Source organism: Halopseudomonas sp. (assembly GCF_036960865.1).
Taxonomy (GTDB): domain Bacteria; phylum Pseudomonadota; class Gammaproteobacteria; order Pseudomonadales; family Pseudomonadaceae; genus Halopseudomonas.
Genome location: NZ_JBALWE010000007.1, coordinates 134292 through 156858, shown reverse-complemented (window position 1 = coordinate 156858; position 22567 = coordinate 134292). Strand labels below are relative to the sequence as shown.

Sequence of the window (22567 nt, the reverse complement as noted above, 5' to 3'; positions counted from 1 at the left end):
AGCCATAAAGCTTGGTCATGCTTGACCCTGTAGCGACCACAGGGTTTTTAATGCCATTGTTGGTGACAAGGAGGGGGCGACTGTAACGCCAGCCCGTCCCCCGATCCCACCAGCAACAGCATTGATACTCAGCAGAGCGCACCGTCTTGGCGGAACAAAAGCGCAGAACCAGGGGCTAAACAGACATGACCGAACACAACCACCATCACGCGCATGAGCATAATCATGGCGCGCACGGCCACAGTCACAGCCACGGCAGCGGCAAGACGCTGGTTTTCGCGCTCATCTTCACCACTGCCTTCGCCGTGGTCGAAGTATTCGCCGGGCTCATGGCCAACTCGCTGGCCTTGTTGTCCGATGCCGGCCACATGTTTACCGATTCGCTCTCGCTGGCCGTCGGCGCCTTCTCTGCCTGGCTGGCCAACAAGCCCGCCTCACGCCAGCACTCCTTCGGCCTGCAGCGCGCCGAAGTGCTGGGCGCGCTGTTCAACGTCATCTTCATGTTCCTGGTAATTGCCTATATCGCCTACGAAGCCGTACTGCGCATGCTCGATACGCCGGAAGTCAACGGCGTCACAGTGCTGGTGGTGGGTAGCTTGGGGCTGCTGGTGAATATCATCGTTGCCTGGGTACTGATGCGCGGCGAGCAGAACATGAACGTGCGCGGCGCATTGCTGCACGTGCTGGGCGACTTGCTGGGCTCAGTCGCTGCTGTCGCTGCCGGTGCCATCATCTACTACGGCGGCCCGGCCATCATGGACCCGATCCTCTCGCTGTTTGTCTGCCTGCTCATCCTGGTGTCGGCCATCCGCCTGCTGCGCGCCGTCACCCGCGTACTGATGGAGGGCGTGCCCCAAGGCATAGACCCAGCCGAAGTCAGCCAGGCACTTACACAGATCGACGGCGTACAGGCCGTGCACGACCTGCACATCTGGAGCCTTTCATCCACCAGCCACGCCCTGGCCGCGCACGTAGACATGGAGGCCATCGATCAATGGCAAAGCGTGTTGCCGCAGATTCAGGACGTGTTGCGCGAACGCTTTGGTATAGCACACAGCACCTTGCAGCCGGAGGATGCGGCGATGGTGGCGGGGTGTGAGGTCACGGCAGGGTGTGACTAATGCGGTGCTGATGCACAAGGCCAAGGCACACAAACGTCTGTAATAAAGAATTGGTCATCTGCAGGGAATCGATCTGCTAGCAGGAGCTCTGCCTGCTATTTTAGTTATCCGCTCAATTTGAATTAGCGAAGATCGTTATTTCAACTTGAGCTAACAGCACGCGCTTGGCAAAGCCCCTTGGCGACTATCCCCAACTGACCGACAATATCCGCCGCAAAACCCCAGCGGGGATTTGTGCTACAACAGTCACATTATCTGGCAGGTCAGCAGCGCCGCCAGCGACTTTATCTTCACACTCAGCAATGCCTTTGTTGTTTTGCTTTTGGAGCAGTACATGACGGATCAAACCCTTCTGCGCGCAGCGCTATTTGCCGCAGTGCCAGACGATGGCACCAACATTGGTAATCAATCCCTGCTTGAACGCCTGCGCATCACCGTACCAGAGCTCAGTGAAGAGGATTACCGCGCTGCCCGTGACGGCCTGATTGCTGAAGGCCTGTTAGCCAAGGGGCGTGGGCGCGGTGGCGCAGTGCGGCGCGTAGATGGCGAAGTGAGCACCGCAGCCATACTCGAACGCGCCAACAAGCTGCTGGTGAAGGAAGTATCCGCCGAGTATGCCGCTGGCGAGCTCACCCCCGCAAAGCAGGAGGTCAAAGCCGCCAAGCCTGCTCGCAAAAGCAAAGACAAAGCCGCCGCGCCCGCCAGTACCCTGGAAGAACTGAACAAAACGCTGTGGGCCACCGCAGACAAGCTGCGCGCCAATATGGACGCAGCCGAGTACAAACACATTGTGCTGGGGCTGATCTTTCTCAAATATATTTCAGATAGTTTTGCCGGTCGGCGCGTTGAGCTGGAGCGCAGGCTGACTGATCCAGCAGATGATTATTACCTGGGTGAAGACGAGCCCGAGCTGCTGGCAAGCGAGCTGGAAGAGCGCGATTACTACCGGGAGGTGAACGTCTTCTGGGTGCCGGAAGTAGCCCGCTGGGAGAAGATACGCGCTGCCGCCAAGCAGGTAGATATTGGTAAACGCATCGACGATGCGCTGTCCGCCATTGAAGCGGAAAACCCCAGCCTGAAGAATATTCTCGATAAGCGTTATGGCCGCGCCCAGTTGCCGGACGGCAAGCTCGGTGAGCTGATTGATTTGATCTCCACCATTGGCTTTGGGGGCGACACCGCCAAGGCGCGGGATTTGCTGGGCCAGGTGTATGAATACTTCCTTGGCCAATTCGCCAGTGCCGAAGGCAAGAAGGGCGGGCAGTTCTATACGCCTGCCAGCATCGTCAAAACCCTGGTCGCGGTACTTAATCCGCACCACGGCAAGGTATATGACCCATGCTGTGGTAGTGGTGGCATGTTTGTGCAGTCAGAAAAGTTTATCGAAGCCCACGGTGGCAAGATTGGTGATGTGTCCATTTACGGGCAGGAGTCCAACCCCACCACCTGGCGCCTGGCAGCCATGAACCTGGCGATTCGCGGTATCGACTTCAACCTGGGCAAAGAACCCGCAGACAGCTTTGTGCGCAATCAACATTCAGACCTGCGCGCCGACTTTGTGCTGGCCAACCCACCGTTCAATATCAGCGACTGGTGGCACGGCAGCCTGGAAGGTGACCCCCGCTGGATCTACGGCAGCCCGCCGCAAGGCAACGCCAACTACGCCTGGCTGCAGCACATGCTGTACCACCTCAAGCCCAGCGGCCGCGCCGGTATCGTATTGGCCAACGGCTCCATGAGCTCTAGCCAGAACAGCGAAGGTGACATCCGTAAAGCCATGGTCGAGGCCGACGTGGTGGAAGTGATGGTCGCGTTGCCCGGCCAGTTGTTCTTTAACACCCAGATTCCCGCCTGCCTGTGGTTCCTCACCAAACAAAAAACCGCCCGACCTGGCGAAGTGCTGTTTATCGACGCGCGCAAACTTGGCACCAGCGTCAGCCGCGTACAGATCGAACTGACAGATGCCGATATCGAACGCATCGCCCAGACAGTTGCCAACTGGCGTGGAGAGCCACTGGATGAGGGCGGTGAGATAGCCGAATACCAGGACACCGCTGGCTTCTGCCGCAGCGTCACCCTCGCGGAAATTGCCGAGCACGGCCATGTACTGACACCTGGCCGCTATGTCGGCGCCGAGGAAGTGGAAAACGACGACGAAGCCTTTGCCGGGAAAATGCAGCGCCTGACCCAGCAGCTGGGCGAACAGATGCACAAGGGCGCAGAACTCGATCAGTTGATCCGGCAGAAGCTGGGGGGGCTGGGGTATGAGTTCTGAGTGGGATTGGGTTCGATTAGGTGACTACTGCGAAAAAATTGGTAGCGGGGCTACTCCGAAGGGCGGAAAGGATGCTTATTTGGAGCACGGTCCTTTCTATTTGATTCGAAGCCAGAATGTGTACAACGACGGTTTTTTCCCTTCTGGGTTGGCTTATATCAGTGAAGAACAAGCACAAAAGCTGGATGGTGTTGCCGTGCAAGAAGGGGATGTGCTCCTAAATATCACGGGTGATTCAGTTGCACGGGTTTGTTTGGCGCTGGCTCATTTCCTACCTGCGCGAGTGAATCAACATGTAGCTATTATTAGGCCCCGAAAATCTAAATTCGACAGCCGCTTTCTACGCTACTTTCTAGCCTCGCCATATCATCAAGACTTGATGCTCGGACTAGCCGCCGCAGGCGCGACGCGAAATGCATTAACGAAAGGGATGATTGAGGATTTCAAGGTACCTTGCCCTGCATTAAGCATTCAGACGGCAATTAGCAATGTTCTCTCCGCTCTGGACAACCGCATCACCCTGCTACGCGAAACCAACGCCACCTTGGAAGCCATCGCCCAGGCGCTGTTCAAATCCTGGTTCGTCGATTTCGACCCCGTGCGCGCCAAGGCCGAAGGCCGCCAGCCGGAAGGCATGGATGCCGCCACGGCTGCCTTGTTTCCTGATCGTTTTGAAGAGTCTGAGTTGGGGTTGTTGCCGAAGGGGTGGATGGTTAGGCCGATAGGCGAGCTTGTTGAGGGCATTTACGATGGCCCCCATGCGACACCGTCTGTGTCGGAAGATGGCCCGGTCTTTCTTGGAATAAAAAACCTAACCGGTACCAGTCTCAATCTCGCCGAGGTTCGCCATATTAGCGAGAAGGACTGGAAGCAATGGACTCGTCGTGTTGAGCCTAGACATGGAGACATCGTGTTCAGCTACGAGGCGACACTAGGTTTCTTTGCTTTGATCCCTCCAGATGTTCGTTGTTGTTTGGGAAGGAGGCTTGCTTTGGTGCGTGCGTTTGCAGCCAACGGGGATGGTCTGTTCTGGTTTCATCAGTTTGTATCAGCGCCATTTCAACAGTTGCTTGATAAACACACGATTCATGGCGCGACGGTCAACCGTATTGCTCTTAAGGCTTTTCCAAGCTATCCCGTAATCAAACCACCAGAGCCAATAACGTCCGCGTTCGTTGAGGTCGTAGCCCCGCTCTGGTCATCTATTCATGAGAACCAAGCGCAAGTCCAAACCCTCACCCAGCTCCGCGACACTCTTTTACCCCGCCTGATCTCCGGTCAGCTCCGCCTTCCCGAAGCCAACCAACTCGTTCAAAACAGGGTGACGGTATGACAGACGCCGAGCAACGCATCGCACAATGGGACGCCTACTTGGCCCGCTGGCCGATTGCGGAGCTGGAAGCACTCACCCTCGAAAGTTATAACGGCTTAAACAATGCCGACAGCCTGGCTAAATGGCTGTTGGACAAAACAGCTGATCTGGGGGAGTTTCTTGAGGGACCCACGAGTATGGGGATTCGCCCGAACACGCATCAGCAACCGCGTGAAGCATACAAAGGTCTCGCCGCTGATCAAGAGTACATGTGGCTGACGTTGCTCGGGGTGACTGCTAACGAGGCCTTTGCTGAATTGAAACGCGGGTTGCTGGTGGCAGCTCTTGCAGGCCAAAGTGGTGAGCTGGAGAAGGTCGATGCATTAGCAAAAATACCCTTTGCGCTCGCCTGGAAGGTCGCGTTTCTTTATCAAGACCGCAATCATCCCGTTGTTTTGCCACTGTTCAATTACAAGCACATTGTTTGCGCCGCCGGGGAGGCGGGCCGTAAAAATGTAGCGCCATTGCATGCGAGGTTGATAGCAGGGCGCGGGGATGAAGATCTCTTTGCTTATGCTAAAAGGCTGAGCGATGAAGCCAAACGGCAGTTAGGCCAGCGTGACGCTGATGCAGCACTGATCAAACGCTTTGAAAGCGACCCTCGTTTGAAAGCGGCCTTACAGGACAACACGCAAAAAGCCCTGTTTTGTCGGTTGGCACGCGCGATTCATGGCAAAGGGCTGGATTGGTGGACAGTTAAGCTAAAGCAAGAGGGATCAGTTCGGTTTGGCCGTAAACATGAGCAAGGGCAGGGCCAAACCTCAGTGCTGGGGGAAGTTGACCCTCGCGCCTCAGGAATAATGATTCGCTGGAGTATCGGCCAAGCGCAGCAAGGCCAATGGCTGCCATTGACGGAAGAAAAGGTGAAGCAGGCAGAAAGCGAAGACTTTGCCGCCGGGTTTGTGACGAGCACAGCGGTGCAGCGGGAAGGGCGCTGGCCAACCGACTATTTAGCTGAAGACAGTGATAGCCCGCTAGCCATGGATGACCAACAAGGAAGCGTTATGCACAATGACGATCAGCCACTTAATCAGATTTTGTTTGGCCCGCCGGGCACTGGCAAAACCTATTCCAGCATCAACGCAGCCTTGCGCATTTTAGACCCTACTCTAATGGCTGAGCCTGGCATTAATAAGGAGGCAGGGCGTCAGCGGTTAAAAGCCCGCTTTGACGAACTGGTGCAGCAGGAGCGCATCCGGTTTGTCACCTTTCACCAAAGCTTTAGCTACGAAGATTTTGTTGAAGGCCTGCGCGCCACAACCGATGAAGACACCGGGCAATTGCGTTATGAAGTGGTCGATGGCGTATTTAAGGCGTTGTGTGATGCAGCGGCGGCGAAAGTTACCCATCAGGCAGATGCGCCTAGTGATTTAGATAAGCGCCGGGTATGGAAAATGTCGCTGGGTAATACGCTGGGTGATGATGCCAGCATTTACCAGGAATGCCTGGCTGGCGATTACGTACTTTTGGGGTATGGCGCTGGGATAGATTTTGCGGGATGTACTGACCGCAAGGCCGTTCAAGAGCGGTTTGCGCAAAATGGCGTATTGCCTGACAACCCGTCTATCGATTATGGAATTACCAGTGTGACTACCTTTGTCTGCAAGATGCAGAAAGGGGATCTGATTGTTGTCTCGGACGGTAACTTCAAATTCCGCGCGATCGGTGAGGTGACTGGCGACTATCAATACAAACAGCACGCCGATTTTGAAAATGCCTACGCGCAGATGCGCCCCGTGAAATGGCTACGCCAGTACGAACCCTCGCTACCGCACACTGAGTTGCTTAACGCTCAGTTTAGCCAAATGACGCTGTATCAATTGCGTCCGCCGACTCTGGATCGAGAAAAGTTAAAAGGTTTGCTCGACGCTGCTGGGCCAGAGAGTGGAACTCTATTTCAGGTCGGCCAGCGCTTTGGCCAGGGTTACATCGTCCGTTCGGTGGGTGCGGAGGTAGTTGAGCTCGATAAGCCTAGGGGTGGTGTACTTCCTCTGCCGCTTTCTATCATTCAACAGTTACTGGCTTACACGCAGGCGGGGCAGATCGACGTGGACGATATCCGCCAAGGCCGTGTGTTTGAAAAGGTAGCTGAAGCCGAGCTAGAAAAATACATTGTTAACGGCTACCAAAGTTTGCTGGCTTCCTTGGTCGAGCAATTACTATTGCCTGCGGACAAGCCGCTTACAAATGATGCGCGTGTATTGATCATCGACGAGATCAACCGCGGTAACGTGTCCCGTATCTTTGGCGAGCTGATCACGCTAATCGAGCCGTCCAAGCGTGCCGGCGCTGACGAGGCGCTATCGGTGGTCTTGCCCTATTCCAAACAGCGTTTCAGCGTACCGAGCAACGTGTACCTTATAGGCACCATGAACACGGCAGACCGCTCGTTGTCTGGCTTGGATATCGCCTTGCGCCGTCGCTTCACCTTTACCGAAATGCCACCTAAACCAGAGTTTCTGGATAGCGTGAGTGTAGAAGGTGTGAATGTTGGCCAGTTATTGCGCGTCATGAATCAACGTATTGAAGTGCTATTGGATCGGGACCATTGCCTGGGCCATGCCTATTTCATGTCCCTTAAAGATGGCGACAGCCTGGACGATCTGGAGCGGATTTTTTGGAATCAGATACTGCCGCTTTTGCAGGAGTACTTTTTTGAGGATTGGCAGCGCATTCAATGGATTCTCAACGATCACCGTAAAGCGGCTCAGGATCGGTTTGTGAGTAAGGCTGATCTTTCTCTGGAAGACTTGTTTGGCGTGGAGCAGGGAATTCCTCAGCATGATTTGCCCTGGCAATTGAATGAGGATGCTTTCAGCCGGGCTGAGGCATACCTGGGGATTATCGACCATCGTGCATTGGCGCAACCCGCTTCAACCGTCGCAGAATCTGCGTGGGGTGGTTATAGCGTTCGAGTGCTTAGTACGGGCAGCATTGAAGCGCTGCGCGACGGCCAGATTGTCTCTCCTGTGAAACCAGTCCTCCGCCAACTGGCTGAAAAACTTGAGGTGCCAATACACGGCAGCACGGGTACGGAACTGAACACCCGATCTCTAGGGCGCAAGGTAATTGATGCCATCAACAAAAAGAGCGCTGAGTGAGTGAGCTGATCACCATCCGCGAATACGCCCGGTTAACCACTGAGGCGGTCGCGGGCTCTCTGGATTTGGCGCAGGTTCCAGTTAGCGCTTTTGATTGGCTGTGCGAATTAAGTGCCAGCTTTAGCAAGAACGGCGCGCGCCTGTTGCAGCTAGATGGGCGCCGGTCATTGAGGTGGGACAGCTATGTGGGGGTAATAGAAACCCCGTGCGGTACCCGGCTGGAAATACTGCCCAAACATGTGGAAGAGGGTGATTGCGTGCAGCAAAGCCGTGCGCTGCTGCGTAAGCTGATTCAGTCTGCACTGACGCTCAAACCTCGCCAGACCAACGTTACGGGATTGGAGCTTTTTGATGCACCGCTGACAGAGTGGGTGATGCAGCAATTTTTAGCCGAGTTGGATCACTTGATCAAACGCGGCATACGCTTTGATTACCGTCGGGTTGAGGAGGAACAGCGTTTTCTTCGCGGGCAACTAAATGTGGTGGCGCAAATGCGCCAGCCGCCTGGCCGCCAGCATCACTTTCAAATTCGCCATGATGTGTTTGTGCCCGACCGGGCTGAAAATCGGTTGCTCAACCTTGCATTGGAGCAGGTGGCGAAAGCCACGCGAGATTCAAACAACTGGCGCTTGGCCAATGAGCTGCGCTCGTTGTTGGCAGAGATTCCCGCCAGCCGTCAGGTAAAAGCGGATCTGCGGGCTTGGAGCGGTGAGCGCTTAATGGCGCACTACCAAGCAGTCAAACCCTGGTGCGAGCTGGTGTTGAATCAGCAGATGCCTATTGCCGTATCAGGGCAGTGGCAGGGCGTAAGCCTGCTGTTCCCGATGGAAAGGCTTTTCGAAAAATATGTAGAGGCCTGGCTGCGGCGCAGCTTACAGCCTGCTGCGCAGTTGAAGCCACAGGCGGCGAGTGAATATTTGTGCAGCCATAACCAGGGCCGCATCTTTCAACTGCAACCTGATTTATTGGTGCGGCAAGATGGCGCGAGCTGGGTACTAGATGCCAAGTGGAAGCGCTTGAAGGCCGATGACCGGGAAAACAAGTACGGTATGAGCCAAGCCGACTTTTATCAGCTTTATGCCTATGGCCGGAATTATCTGGGTGGTGAAGGCGAGCTGGTGCTTATCTATCCGCGCTGGGCGCAATTTTCTGCCCCACTGGCACCTTTTGATTTTGATAAGAACCTGCGGCTCTGGGCGTTACCCTTTGATCTTGATGAAGACCTGCTGTTGGGAGCAGAGCTTTTGTCGTTACCGCTAAGCAGTGAAGCAAAGTACAGGTTGGATGCTCCGAAGGAGAACTTGGCATGAGCCGCTATCAACCGCCAGTCAACCTCACGGCGCCCATGCTGGATTGGGTGGCGCAGATCAGTGAGCTGGTTGGTCGCTTGAGCGAGCTGGGTGATTCACATTTGACCCCGCGGCTGCGCCGGGGCAATCGTATCCGCACCATTCAGGCCTCACTGGCGATTGAAAACAATACGCTGAGTGTCGATCAGGTAACTGCAGTGCTGGAAGGTAAGCGCGTTCTAGGTTTGCCTCGCGAGATTCAAGAGGTACGCAATGCCTTTGCGACCTACGAGGCTATGCAAACCTGGAATATGGCTTCAAGACGAGACTTGCTTGCGGCTCACGCCCTGCTGATGCACGGGCTGCTGGATGACGCGGGGCGATTCCGGTCTGGCGGAGTAGGGATTTATCGGGGCGAGCAGTTGCTGCATATGGCGCCGCCGCCAAGCCGGGTCTCTGCCTTAATGGACGATCTGTTGGCATGGCTGGCAAGGACCGACCTGCACCCGCTGATAGCCAGTTGTGTGTTTCATTATGAATTCGAGTTTATCCATCCTTTTGCTGATGGCAATGGCCGCATGGGTCGCCTGTGGCAAACCATGATCCTTAGCGGCTGGCGCCCGGTACTGGCCTATTTACCGGTTGAAACAGTGATCCGCGATCAACAAGAGGCCTACTATGCGGCGCTGGCGGCAGCGGATACCCAGTCAGAGACTACGGTGTTTATCGAGTTTATGCTGGCCGCGCTGTACCAGGCGCTGCAGGAAGCTGTGTCTAGCGTACAAGTAGTCGAACAAGTAAGCGATCAAGTAGCGCGTTTACTGCAGGTAATTGATGCCGGTGAATCGCTAAAAGCGAGTGAGCTCATGCAGCGATTGGCGCTAGCCCACAGGCCGACGTTCAGCAATAACTATCTCAAGCCAGCATTGGCAGCGGGGGTGATTGAAATGACCGATCCAGACTCCCCGCGCAGCCCTAGACAGCGATATCGCAGGCGGCCATAGTGCAGTTTCTGCCAGGAAAGGCGAACGTTTGATGACTGAAGATAAATTGGAACAACAAGCCCTGGAAACACTGGGCGAACTTGGCTACAAACATCGGTACGGCCCGGACATTGCCCATGATGGCCCCAGCCCCGAGCGGGAAAGCTACCGTGACGTGGTGCTAGGTATGCGTTTACGTGAAGCTGTAGCGAGGCTGAATCCCGGCATGCCTGCCGCTGTACGTGAAGATGCCGTGCGCCAGGTATTGAACCTGGGCTTACCCGTGCAGTTGTCTGCTAACCGGCATTTTCATCGGTTGCTGGTGGGCGGTGTGCCGGTGCAATACCAGAAGGACGGCGAAACCCGCGGCGACTTCGTACGCTTGGTGGACTGGGTCAGCCCTGCCGCCAATGAGTATCTGGCGGTTAATCAGTTCACCATTCTGGGGCCGAAGAACAACCGCCGGCCCGACATCATTTTGTTCGTCAATGGCTTGCCGCTGGTGCTGCTTGAGCTGAAGAACCCCGCTGATCTCAACGCTGATTTGTGGAAGGCCTACGAGCAAATTCAGACGTACAAAGAACAGATTCCTGATCTGTTTCAGTACAACGAAATATTGATCATCACCGACGGTACCGAAGCGCGCATGGGGTCGCTGTCTGCGAATGCCGAGCGTTTCTCACGCTGGCGCACCATTGATGGCGTCAGCCTTGATCCGCTGGGCACCTTCAGTGAGATGGAAACGCTTATGCGAGGTGTGCTCGACCCGCAAATGCTGCTGGATTACCTGCGTTATTTTGTGCTGTTTGAAGAGGACGGCGCGCTGATCAAAAAGATTGCCGGGTACCATCAGTTTCACGCGGTGCGCTCAGCTATCGAACAGGTGGTCACTGCCTCCCAACCCGGCGGCACGCAAAAGGGCGGGGTGGTGTGGCACACCCAAGGCTCGGGTAAGAGCATCACCATGACCTGCTTTGCCGCCAGAATCATGCAAGAAACGGCAATGGAGAACCCGACCATTGTGGTGATTACCGATCGTAATGACCTCGATGGCCAATTGTTCGGGGTGTTTTCCCTGTCTCAAGATTTGCTGCGCGAGCAACCCGTGCAGATCAGCACGCGTGGCGATCTGCGCGAGAAACTGAATAACCGCCCCAGTGGCGGTATTGTTTTTGCGACTATTCAGAAATTCTCCCCCGGCGTGGATGAAGACAGCTTTCCGGTGCTATCGAACCGCCACAACATAGTGGTTATTGCGGACGAGGCGCACCGCACTCAGTACGGCTTTAGCTCGGAACTGAAGGCGCCAGAACCGCTTAAGGCCGCTGAAGACAAAGCCGTGTATCAAGTGGGTTACGCACAGCACCTTCGCGATGCTTTGCCCAACGCGACCTTCGTGGCCTTTACCGGTACGCCGGTCTCGGGCGAGGACCGCGACACACGTGCGGTATTCGGTGACTACATCCACGTCTACGATATGAAGCAGGCCCAGGAAGATGGCGCAACGGTTGCTATTTACTATGAATCGCGCCTGGCCAAATTGTCGCTCAATGACGCGGCATTGCCGCTGATCGACGAGCAGGTTGATGAGCTGGCCGAAGACGAGGAAGAAGATCAGCAGGCGCGTTTGAAAAGTCGGTGGGCGGCACTGGAAAAGGTGGTGGGTGCCAAGCCGCGCATTCATAGTGTGGCGGCTGACCTGGTTGCTCATTTCGAGGAGCGCAATCAGGCTCAGGATGGCAAAGCCATGGTGGTTGCCATGAGCCGTGAGATCTGTGTGCACCTCTATGACGCGATTATCGCGCTGCGCCCGGACTGGCACGACGAAGATCCAGAAAAGGGTGCGATCAAGATTGTGATGACCGGCAGCGCGTCGGATAAAGCGCTGCTGCGCCCGCATATTTACCCCGGCAAGGTAAAAAAGCGCCTCGAGAAACGCTTCAAAGATCCCCAAGACCCGTTACAGATGGTGATCGTGCGAGATATGTGGCTGACCGGTTTTGATGCGCCCTGCGTACATACGCTGTATATCGATAAGCCAATGAAAGGCCACAACCTGATGCAGGCCATCGCTCGGGTTAACCGGGTGTTCAAGGACAAACAAGGTGGCTTGGTAGTTGATTACATTGGCATCGCCAACGAACTGAAAGCCGCGCTCAATGAATATACCGCCAGCAAAGGCCGTGGTCGTCCAACGGTGGATGCGCATGAAGCCTACGCCGTGCTAGAAGAAAAACTCGATATTCTGCGCGCTATGCTGCACGGCTTTGATTACAGCAACTATCTGACTGGTGGTCACAAGCTGATGGCCGGCGCAGCCAACCACGTGCTCGGTGAAAAAGACGGCAAGAAGCGCTTTGCCGACAATGCGCTCGCCATGAGCAAAGCCTTTACCCTCTGCTGTACGCTGGAAGAGGCCAAAGCCGTGCGGGATGAAGTGGCTTTTTTGCAGGCCGTGAAAGTCATGCTGATCAAGCGTGACGTCAGCCAGAAAAAGAAAACCGATGAAGAGCGAGAACTGGCGATTCGTCAGATCATCGGCAACTCGGTAGTCTCCGGCGGCGTAGTTGATGTATTTGAGGCCGTAGGGCTGGATAAGCCCAATATCGGCCTGCTTGATGAAGCCTTTTTGGAGGACGTGCGCAACCTGCCCGAGAAGAATCTGGCAGTCGAGCTGCTGGAGCGTTTGCTGGAAGGAGAGATCAAGAGCCGTTTCAGCAGCAACCTGGCGCAGGAAAAGAAGTTCTCCGAACTGTTGGGTAACGTGATTACCCGCTACCAGAACCGCTCTATCGAAACCGCCCAGGTTATAGAAGAGCTGATTGAAATGGCCAAAAAATTTGCCGAAGCCAGCAGGCGAGGCGAAGGCTTGGGTCTGAATGAAGATGAGCTGGCGTTCTACGACGCCCTGGCCAATAACGAGGCCTCAGTACGCGAGCTCGGCGATAAGATCCTTGCCAAGATCGCCCACGAACTCACCGAGAGCCTGCGCAAGAACGTCACAGTGGACTGGAATAACCGCGAAAGCGTGAGGGCCAAACTGCGTCTGATGGTCAAGCGGATACTGCGCAAATACAAATACCCACCGGATCAGCAAGAGCAGGCTGCGCAGTTGGTGTTGGCGCAGGCGGAGACCTTGTGTGGGGAGTGGGTTGTCTAGGGGGCTGATGAACTCACGAAGTTTCATTTTTCTCTAAGTGCATACAAGGAAGCAGGGCGAGACCAATAGATTAAAAGATCGGGTATTTTAGTTCTTTAACTACCTTTGCTGGCGATCAATTGCAAGGGCGGGCAAAAAAACTATCTGCTCAGGTCATAGGGAAGATGCATGATTTCGTTAAAGCGCGATGTGAAAAGTTTCGAGAGAGCAAAAAGAAAAGTATCTAGTTACTTTTCAGCGTTGAAATATCGGTTGATGGAGAAGCACGTTTCAGAAGTTGAACTGTATGCCCTTGGCTATATGTTTTTTCTCCCTGGTATTGCCTCTGTCTTGCTGTTATTTGTGTTATCTCCTGATTATTCAAAAATCGCCGTTTGCTCTCTTGCGGTGATTGTGTTGGTGGTATGGTCTGCCGCGTTCCTCATGGAAGTGGCGGCTAAATTTTCACAGATCACCACAAACAGGTATTTTCTAAGCGCGCTCGCTTTGGTGTCGATACCGGTATTGAAAATTTCTTCCATTTGGATAGGTCGATTTGTAAATAACACTACAGGGCTCGACCCTAGCGAGCTGCCCGATGCCACCTCTGCGCTATTAGCGTTATTTGTACCTCTGACGTGGCTGTACGTGTTTTTTGCATTGTTGACAATTGTTGCACTGGCAATGCTGACAGTTGGAGCTTTGTGGTCGGCAGTGACTCATTCTCCTGCTCAAGGCCGTCAGTTTTTTGCACGACTGGTTGTTACTTTATTCGTGGTTACCTATGGATTTATATTTACCGACTTTCTAGCGAATGGTTTGATAAAGCTAGGCGAGTTTATCATCGTAGGTGCTGAATACTTCAAAGATGCACGCTGTGAGAATATGAGCGAGCACGAGTTTGTTGCCCGCTTGGAATCCGGCGTGTCAGTCTTTAACAGTGAAACCAATGAGTTTAGATTCACGACGTGTCAGGAGTAGTCTAAAACTCACCTGTGTGAGTCGGGTAGAATCTCTGCGCGACATCATCAATCAAGCGAGGTCGTAATACTTTTACGAGTTCTGCCCGCATTATCTCGGGATAGGTTAAAACCCAAAGGTCCGTTTCAAGCTGGCTAACAGGCTCGCCTTGCCGCACTGAGGCAGGATTGCTTAGAAGCGACCATCCGCAAAGATGGGTATGAGTTAATTGTTGGCTCGCCGAGCGCCGCCTACTCCGCTCACTTAATTCAACTGAGCGGGGCAATTGGGCTAGGATAAAAATAAAAACTATGGTCGTTGACCGTCAGTGCCTAGTCCTTGGCTGCCCCCGCACCGTACGAGTGATACCTCGCCATTTCCTTCATGGATCGGCGTTTTATCTTCCATACACTTGTTTGGCTCGCAGGCCAGAGCACCCCGCTGCTGCGCTGTATTGGCATGCTTTACAGGCTATGCCCTGTCACAAAGAGACAACAATTCTGTACGACACCTGATCCTGTATGTCGATATGCTGTTTTGGGTTTGTCGAATAGGCCCGGCGGGTGGATACAGCTCGCGTCTACTAATAACAATGCACTGAGAAGGGGTTTGTCCATGAGAGCCAGTATTGGCGGAGAAGGGGGTGGCCAGGGCCACCTGGTTGGTTACGGCTCCAAGGCGTACCGCAATTATGTACTCTTCGCGTTAACCCTGATTTATATCCTGAATTTCGTCGACCGCGCGTTGCTCGCGGTCGTCGGTCCCGATCTGGTGCCGGATCTCGGCATTACTGACACGCAATTTGGTCTTCTTACCGGCTTCGGTTTTGCCTTGCTCTACACCGCCGTAGGCATCCCGCTGGCGCGCTTTGCCGATGTGGCCAACCGTGTGTGGATCATGACCGTCTGTGTGGCCCTGTGGTCGATTATGACGGCGCTCTGCGGCTTGGCCACGGAAGTCACTATTGGCTCGATTACCATAGGCGCGTTCTGGATTCTGCTGATGTGCCGGGTGGGTGTGGGTATTGGCGAGGCGGGCTGTACGCCGCCGGCCAACTCCCTGATTGCGGATTACTTCATTCCGCGTGAACGCTCCCAGGCACTGGGCTTCTACGCGATGGGCGTTACGCTCGGTACCATGGTTGCCAATATCGTCGGCGGCTGGGTTACCGATATGTTTGACTGGCGCACCGCGTTTTTTGTTGTCGGTTTGCCGGGTCTGCTGGTCGCATTGATTTTCAAGCTTACTGTCAAGGAGCCGCCGCGCGGCTACACCGATCCGCAGCAGGCCGAGGTAAAAGAGCGGGCCAGTCTGGGCGAGGCTATCCATGAACTGATGGGCAAGCCTGCTTTCTGGCTGATGACCGCCGGCGCCACCATTGCCGCGTTCTGCGGTTATGGTATCTCGTCGTTTCAGTCGCTGTTTCTGGTTCGCACCTATGAAATCACCGCCGGTCAGGCTGCCATCTGGATCAACACGCCGGTAGCGCTATCTGCAGCGATTGGCACCTTTGCCACCGGTTGGCTGGCGACCCGTATTTACAAGAAGCACCCGGGTGCTATCGCCTGGGTCCCAGCAGTAGGTCTGGCGTTATCGGTGCCGTTTTACATTTTTTCCTTCACTACCAACAACCTGCTTTACGCTGCAATCGGCCTGGTGATCGGCGGCTTCGTGAAGTACGGCTATCTGGCTGCGCAGTACACAATTGGCCAGGGTGTGGTGAGCATGCGGGTGCGCGCCATGGCCACGGCCGTGATGCTGCTGCTGGTCAACCTGATTGGCTATGGCTTTGGCCCGCTGTTCATTGGCGCTGTCTCCGATATCTTCTTCAAGTCTGGCATCGCCGAGCTTGGGGTCGCAGCGGGCGAACTGGCGCGCAATCAGTGTCACCCCGCCGTGGTCGGCCAGCTGAGCGAGAATCTGCAGGAAGTCTGTGGGCAGGTTTATGCGCAAAGCCTGCAAACATCCATGGTCATCATGGCCTGCTTGTATATTTCCAGCGCACTGTGCTTTCTGTTGACCTGGCGCCGGCTGGGCAAGGACATGGTGGACCGGCAGGATAAATAGCCGGTCTCGCCATACTTGGCTACGAGAGGGCGCATAGCGCCCTTTTTTTTGCTTATGGCAGGGGATAGCCATCACCTGGCCGATTTTTCGAACCGCTGGTTAAAGCGCTGCGCACCTTACTGGCGAATGGCGTTGCCGTAGTTGCGCTGCTGATTTCGCTGCGGGGCCTGTTGATACGGCGGTGGCTTGGCGTTGCGCAGCATGAGGTCTAGGTTCCTGTTGCGCATCGCTCGCTCGTGGTCACGCTGCTCCTTGTATTGCTGTTGTTGAGCGCGGTAGTTGGGCCTTTGATATTGGTTATTTTGCTGCTGACCGGGGCGCTGCGACCAGCGATCACGCCGCTGGCCGTAGTTGTCGTGCCTGTGGTAGCGGGGTTGCTGCCCATACGCTGGGTAGCGATATGGCTGCGTCCACTGCTGAGAGTGCCTGGGCTGCTGATGTTGCAGGCCGGGGTAATAATCGTATTGCCGCACCTGGCCCTGTTGGCCGTAGGTGATCGATTGCCCATAGGTTTGCCGGTTTGGCTGTACGATGATCACTCGCGGTTGCGTCTGGTATATCTGAGCATGCCGCGGAGGCGCCGGGTTGTAAGGGTCTGCATAGAGGTGAGTGGCAGGGCCACCGAAGAGCAGGGTTGCAATGCCCACAAGGGTTACACCAAGACGTATATTCATTCGCTTGTCTCGCTTAGCTATACCGCATTCATACCGGCGTCGGATGCATCCTGCAGCGCGGGGGTTACTCATACGACAGCAAAATGACGGTAAAAACTGCGTTTTAAATGTAACTTTGCGTGCATCTACCCGGCCACGCCCTTGGCTTGCGGGAATGCGCGTTACCTGGCCAGTCATGTGCATGTTGAATGGCAGGGCGACAGTATCGGGGTGCTATCGCTGATTGCGGGGGTCAGGCACTACCCGCTCTAACCGTGCGCAAGCCCACTCCACAAAAGCTCGTACCCGTGGCGCAAGCTGTAACGAGTGCGGATACACCAGTTGAATCGGCAGATCCACCGGTTCAAAGGCCGTCAGTACGCGAGTGAGGCGCCCGTCGGCCAATTCATCCGCCACCTGATAATGCATAAACCGCGCGACACCCACGCCTTGCGTACATGCCTGGCTGGCCGCGCGTATGTGATTGCAGGTCAGCCGCGGCGTTACGGTCTGGGCTTGTTGCTTGTCGTTCTCGCGGAAGTACCACTGGTTGCCCTGGGAGGAGATAGCGATGCAGCTGTGGTGTTGCAGGGCCTTGGGGTGATCGAGGGTGGCGGCGTTTTCCAGATAGTCGGGGCTTGCGCAGGCGACCAGCCGGGTGGTGCCGATCTGGCGGGCGACCAGTGTGGAGTCCGGCAGGTGGCCGATGCGCAGGGCAAGGTCGAGGCGCTCATCCACCAAGGGTACCAGGTGATCATTGAGCAGCAGCTCGATGCGCAATTCACTGTGTGCTTGCAGAAACTCATTCACCAGCGGCGCCAGATAGCGCTGGCCAAACTCTACGGGTGCGGTCAGGCGCAGCAGGCCGCGTATGCAGCCGTCCTGTGTGCCCAGGCGCTGTTCCATGTCATCCATCTCTGCCAGCAGGCGGCGACTCCAGGCCAGGTACTCGTTGCCTTCGTCGGTGAGCGCCATACTGCGTGTGCTGCGATTAAGCAGCCGTACCCCAAGATGGCGTTCCAACGCCGCCAGTGAGCGCACCAGTGAGGCAACGGATTGGCCAGTCGCCTCGGCGGCGGCGCTTAAGCTGCCGTTGTCGACGATGCGCACGAAGTTGGCCATTGCCTTGAGTCTATCCATTGCCACCGTCCATTTGTGCGTTTTGTGCATAGGTGTTGTCAGGCCTGCACCATAGGTCTGACGCCGGGCTAGGCGGACACTATGGCTACCGACGACCACGGGAGTGTTCACCATGAATCATGCAATCAACCCGGCGCGTATTCAGGCCTATGACCATATCGGAATTCGAGTCAGTGATAAAAGCCGCGCCATGGCTTTTTATCAGGCGCTGGGTTTCGTAGAGAGCGCCAGCTTTGCGCAGTTCGAGGCCAACGAGATGATCACCGCCGCGGGCGTGCGCATCAACCTGATCTTCAACGGCACACGCAGGGCCAACAATGTGCTGCTGGATGAGCCAGTGAAACTGCCCGGCATTACCCACCCAGCCTTCATTGTTGATGACCTGCAAGCACTGCAAGCCTGGCTGGCAGAGCAGGACATCGCCATTACTGAAGGCCCGCATCACATCGGCCCTCGGCGTATCGCGCTGTTTATCCGTGACCCGGACGGGAACGTTCTTGAGTTCAACCAATTGGTAAAGGGAGACGCACAATGAAACTGTACGATCTGGAGCCGTCGGGCAACTGCTACAAGGTGCGGTTGTTGGCTGCGCTGAGCAATATTGAGCTTGATTTGGTCGCGGTCGATTTTGCCAACGGTGAACACAAGCAGCCGCCGCTGTCGGACCTCAACCCGCTGTGCCAGCTACCGATATTGCACGATGGTGATCTGGTGCTGCGTGATTCGCAGGCCATTCTGGTCTATCTGGCTGGCCAGTATGGCGGCTTGGCCTGGTGGCCGGCGCATGCGCAGGGCCAGGCGGAGATCATGCAGTGGTTGTCGTTTGCCGGTAACGAGGTGGAGCACAGCCTGTGTGCAGCTCGGCTGGTTAGCCGGTTCGGCAATGATCTGGATAAATCGGCAGCCCTGGCCAGAGCCGCGGTGATACTGCCGATCCTGGACGCGCACCTTGCGCAGCATGAATGGTTGGCAATGGGGCGGCCGACCATTGCCGAGTGCGCGGTCTACCCTTATGTGGCATTGGCCCCGGAGGGTGATGTGGATCTTGCGCCCTATCACAACATCCTGAGTTGGCTGGCAAGGGTAGAGGCACTGCCGGGGTATCTGGCCAAACCTTGAGCGCTGCTGCCAGTGCGGTTGGCAGCGGCGTGGGGGTATGATTGCGTTTTGGTTGGCATGGCGCCAGGCGCAACCTGCTGTCAGTGCGCTGCCGCAAGTAAAGAGGGTCTCTAGCCCCGTAACAGGCGCGTGATAAAGTGCCACAGCATGGACTTGGCGGACTAAACACAGGGATGAACATGAAAAAGCATCTGTTACGCGCACTCGTTATTGGTTTAACGCTTTTTGTTGGGGCAATTACCCTGGCGGTTGCTTTTGGCGGCCCTTCAGCACCGGCTGTTATGTCTTCGGTAAACGACCCCTTCAGGGCGGTGGATTATTCCGGATTGCCCAAGCTTGAATACTATCCCGCACGCGATGGCGAGAGCCTGGCGTTTCGGCGCTATAGCGCCGCACAAGGTGAGTCCAGCGGCAGTGCCGTATTGTTGCACGGCTCCTCGGCTGACAGCCGCAGCATGCACGTGCTGGCCGAAGCACTCTCGGTGGCAGGGCTGGAGGTGCATTCCCTCGATGTGCGCGGGCATGGCAGTTCGGGTGAAAAGGGCGATATCGCCTATGTGGGGCAACTCGAGCACGACCTGCAGGACTTTGTTGCCGCAGTGAAACCCGCCGAGCCGGTAACGCTGATTGGCTTTTCATCCGGTGGCGGATTTGCCCTGCGCGTGGCCGGTAGCGAGCGCGCGGATCTGTTTGACCGTTACGTGCTGCTTGCTCCGTTCATCAGCCAGGATGCGCCGACCTATCGCGCTAACAGCGGCGGCTGGGTCAAAGTGGGCGTGCCACGTTACGTGGCACTGTCGATTTTGAATCAGCTGGGGATTCACCGGTTCAATCACCTGCCCGTTATCAGCTATGCATTGAGCGATGATGCGCGGCAACTCTTGACCCCGGAATACTCTTTCAATCTGGCGCAGAATTATCGTCCGCAGGCCGATTACAGCGAGGCCGTACGCCACCTACGCCAGCCAACCCGAGTGCTCGTGGGTGAGCAGGATGAAATGTTCCAAGCGCAGCGCTTTGATGAGGTGTTCCGCGCGGCTAATCAGCCAGTGCCGGTGACCATCGTGGATGGCGTTAACCACATAGGGCTGACATTGAAGCCCACGGCCATCAGCGCGGTAGTCGATGCGCTGGCGCAGGGTGAATGACCAACTGGCCGCGCCCGGGCGGCTGACATCGCGGGCAGCCGCTGGCTTACCTTTGCAAGATAAAACCAACTAATCGCGCCTGTGCGCAATCCTGGAGCTACAACTGGCCATGGCACTGCAAACCTGGTTGATCTACCTGCTGGCGGTCATTGGCCTGTCTCTGTCTCCGGGGCCAAACGGCTTGTTGGCGTTGTCGCATGGCGCGCTCTATGGCTGGCGCAAGACGCTCTACACGATTCTGGGCGGCTGCCTGGGTTTCGTTGTAATCATCGCGTTGTCGATGTTTGGCATAGGGGCGCTACTCAAGGCGTCGCTGTTTTGGCTGACCACGCTGAAATGGCTGGGCGGCGCCTATCTGGTGTGGCTGGGCATTCAGCTCTGGCGCTCGCCTCCCATAGGGGTAACCAGCCAGGCAGCGGCGGCACCAAGGTCTGCGCCGTTGCTATTTCGCCAGGGCGCGCTGGCTGCGGTCAGCAACCCCAAGGTAATTTTGTTCTTTGTCGCGTTTCTGCCTCAGTTTATTGATCCGGCCCGTAGTCTGCTTGTGCAGTTTGCCGTGCTGGCGGGTACCTTCGCGGTGGTTGAATTAAGCGTAGAGCTGCTGGTCGCCAGCCTGGCCAGCCGTATCAGCTTGTGGCTAGCCAGGGTGGGGCGGCGCTTCAATCAGGGTTGCGGGGCTATTTTCATCGCCATCGGGGTAGCGCTGCCGTTGCGTGGTTAGCGCATTGCCGGTTCAAGCCTCTGGCAGTTTGGCGATCACCTTGATCTCAAAATCAAACCCGGCCAGCCAGGTTACGCCCACACAGGTGATGTTGGGGTAGGGCGCTTCGCCCCAGTGATTTTTTACCACCGTGGGCCAGACGCTTTCAAAGCGCGAGTGCGGATCGACAATAAACACGGTGACGTCTACCACATCGGCAAAGCTGCTGCCGGCGGCGTCCAGAATGCCGTTGAGGTTCTTGAAGGCCAGGGCTACCTGGTCCAGCAGCTCCGGCTCGGGGCTACCATCTGCTCTGCTGCCCACCTGCCCGGAGACGAACAGAAAACCGTTAGAGCGGATGGCCGGTGAGTAATGGTGTTGCTCGTACAGGGCGTGGCGCCCGGCGGGGAAGACTACGTCGCGCTTGCTCATGACTACCTCTTCGTTGGTTTGCTCAGGGCTGCGTGAGCCCGAAGAGGAAACTCTAGGCGCTTGTGCGCAGACGATAAACGCGCAACAGTAATCAGCACTGTTTGTGATTCCCAAACAATCCAAGGCAATAAGGGCGTTAATGGACCGGTTTGATGCGATGCAGGCGTTTGCCCGAGTGGTAGAGGCAGGCAGCTTTACCAAGGCAGCGGAAACTCTGCATATGAGCAAAACGACCGTCACCCAGCTGATACAGCAGTTGGAAGCGCGGCTGCGGGTAAAACTGCTCAACCGCACTACGCGCAAGGTCAATGTGACCGCCGACGGCGCGCTCTACTACGAGCGGGTGATACGCCTGCTGGCGGAGATGCACGACGCGGAGGCCAGCTTGTCGGGCGCCGCGGTAGTCCCGCGAGGGCGGCTACGGGTCGACGTACCCAGCCCGCTGGCGCGATTACTGTTGGTCCCCGCGCTGCCCTCGTTCTATGCGCGCTACCCGGACATTCAGATCGATATGGGTGTAAGTGATCGTATTGTCGACATCATTGATGAGAACGTCGATTGCGTAGTGCGCGGCGGTGAGCTGACGGATATGTCGTTGATGGCGCGCCGCGTGGGCGATCTGCAACTAGGGGTGTTTGCCGCCCCGGCCTACCTTGAACGTCTTGGTTGGCCTGCTCACCCTTTGGAGTTGGAGAACTCGGCGCACCGTACTGTCGGTTTTCTCTGGGCGCGCACCGGGCGAGCGGTACCCTATGCCATGTACAAAGAGGGGGAGCGCTTGCAAATAAAAGGGCAGTACCAATTGGCCGTGGACGATGGCAACGCTTATCTGGCAGCGGGTTTGGCCGGGCTCGGTATTCTCTGGTTGCCCAAATACATGTCTGCAACCCACGAGGCAAGCGGAGAGCTGGTGCAATTATTCGAGGATTGGATGCTGGAGTCGATGCCGCTTTATGTGGCCTATCCACCTAACCGGCATATCAGCCTGAAGCTGCGCGTGTTTATTTATTGGGTGGCAGACCTCATGGCGAGGCACGCGCCAGTATCGCACCCTGACTGAGCTTCGAC

17 protein-coding genes are annotated in these 22567 nt (G+C 56.1%); 14 read left to right on the top strand and 3 right to left on the bottom strand.

Annotated elements, in window-relative coordinates:
* The first annotated feature begins 185 nt into the window (after positions 1 to 185).
* From V7747_RS11665 to V7747_RS11625, 9 genes are all read left to right on the top strand, one after another.
* A complete protein-coding gene (locus tag V7747_RS11665; protein ID WP_335616204.1) occupies positions 186 to 1121 on the top strand; it encodes a cation diffusion facilitator family transporter in 936 nt (311 codons plus the stop codon).
* Positions 1122 to 1455: 334 nt separating this feature from the next.
* The gene (locus V7747_RS11660) at positions 1456 to 3396 is read left to right on the top strand and encodes a class I SAM-dependent DNA methyltransferase (RefSeq protein WP_335616203.1); all 1941 of its coding nucleotides are present in this window, start codon (positions 1456 to 1458) and stop codon (positions 3394 to 3396) included.
* Entirely contained in the window at positions 3386 to 4729 is a 1344-nt protein-coding gene (locus tag V7747_RS11655) for a restriction endonuclease subunit S (protein ID WP_335616202.1), read from the top strand. The genes V7747_RS11660 and V7747_RS11655 overlap by 11 nt, the downstream gene beginning before the upstream one ends.
* A gap of 1043 nt (positions 4730 to 5772) precedes the next feature.
* Positions 5773 to 7869: an AAA family ATPase gene (locus V7747_RS11650; RefSeq protein WP_335616307.1), complete on the top strand. Its 2097-nt coding sequence runs from the start codon at positions 5773 to 5775 to the stop codon at positions 7867 to 7869.
* A complete protein-coding gene (locus tag V7747_RS11645) occupies positions 7866 to 9179 on the top strand; it encodes an McrC family protein (protein WP_335616201.1) in 1314 nt (437 codons plus the stop codon). The genes V7747_RS11650 and V7747_RS11645 overlap by 4 nt, the downstream gene beginning before the upstream one ends.
* Positions 9176 to 10162: a Fic family protein gene (locus tag V7747_RS11640; protein WP_335616200.1), complete on the top strand. Its 987-nt coding sequence runs from the start codon at positions 9176 to 9178 to the stop codon at positions 10160 to 10162. Before V7747_RS11645 ends, V7747_RS11640 begins: the two co-directional genes overlap by 4 nt.
* Before the next feature lie 31 nt (positions 10163 to 10193).
* Positions 10194 to 13301, top strand: coding sequence for a type I restriction endonuclease subunit R (locus tag V7747_RS11635; RefSeq protein WP_335616199.1), 3108 nt, complete (start codon positions 10194 to 10196; stop codon positions 13299 to 13301).
* A 168-nt stretch (positions 13302 to 13469) separates the two neighbouring features.
* Entirely contained in the window at positions 13470 to 14261 is a 792-nt protein-coding gene (locus tag V7747_RS11630) for a hypothetical protein (protein ID WP_335616198.1), read from the top strand.
* Between the two features lie 594 nt (positions 14262 to 14855).
* Complete coding sequence (locus V7747_RS11625; RefSeq protein WP_335616197.1) at positions 14856 to 16307, top strand: spinster family MFS transporter; 1452 nt, start codon at positions 14856 to 14858, stop codon at positions 16305 to 16307.
* Between the two features lie 116 nt (positions 16308 to 16423).
* Here the strand turns inward: V7747_RS11625 and V7747_RS11620 are convergent, their stop codons facing one another.
* Positions 16424 to 16981, bottom strand: a complete 558-nt coding sequence (locus V7747_RS11620; RefSeq protein WP_335616196.1) for a hypothetical protein — start codon at positions 16979 to 16981, stop codon at positions 16424 to 16426.
* A gap of 213 nt (positions 16982 to 17194) precedes the next feature.
* Positions 17195 to 18100 carry a LysR family transcriptional regulator gene (locus tag V7747_RS11615; protein ID WP_335616195.1) on the bottom strand — a complete coding sequence of 302 codons (906 nt, stop codon included), beginning with the start codon at positions 18098 to 18100 and terminating at the stop codon, positions 17195 to 17197.
* Between the two features lie 112 nt (positions 18101 to 18212).
* Between V7747_RS11615 and V7747_RS11610 the strand changes: the two genes are divergently transcribed.
* From V7747_RS11610 to V7747_RS11595, 4 genes are all read left to right on the top strand, one after another.
* Complete coding sequence (locus V7747_RS11610) at positions 18213 to 18635, top strand: VOC family protein (RefSeq protein ID WP_335616194.1); 423 nt, start codon at positions 18213 to 18215, stop codon at positions 18633 to 18635.
* Entirely contained in the window at positions 18632 to 19219 is a 588-nt protein-coding gene (locus V7747_RS11605) for a glutathione S-transferase family protein (protein ID WP_335616193.1), read from the top strand. Before V7747_RS11610 ends, V7747_RS11605 begins: the two co-directional genes overlap by 4 nt.
* A 281-nt stretch (positions 19220 to 19500) precedes the next feature.
* Positions 19501 to 20367, top strand: coding sequence for an alpha/beta hydrolase (locus V7747_RS11600; RefSeq protein ID WP_335616192.1), 867 nt, complete (start codon positions 19501 to 19503; stop codon positions 20365 to 20367).
* Positions 20368 to 20476: 109 nt separating this feature from the next.
* Entirely contained in the window at positions 20477 to 21088 is a 612-nt protein-coding gene (locus tag V7747_RS11595; protein ID WP_335616191.1) for a LysE family translocator, read from the top strand.
* Positions 21089 to 21100: 12 nt separating this feature from the next.
* Here V7747_RS11595 and V7747_RS11590 read toward each other — a convergent pair whose 3' ends face one another.
* Positions 21101 to 21499, bottom strand: coding sequence for a RidA family protein (locus tag V7747_RS11590; protein WP_335616190.1), 399 nt, complete (start codon positions 21497 to 21499; stop codon positions 21101 to 21103).
* Between the two features lie 139 nt (positions 21500 to 21638).
* Between V7747_RS11590 and V7747_RS11585 the strand changes: the two genes are divergently transcribed.
* Complete coding sequence (locus V7747_RS11585) at positions 21639 to 22559, top strand: LysR family transcriptional regulator (RefSeq protein WP_335616189.1); 921 nt, start codon at positions 21639 to 21641, stop codon at positions 22557 to 22559.
* The last annotated feature ends 8 nt before the right edge of the window (positions 22560 to 22567 follow it).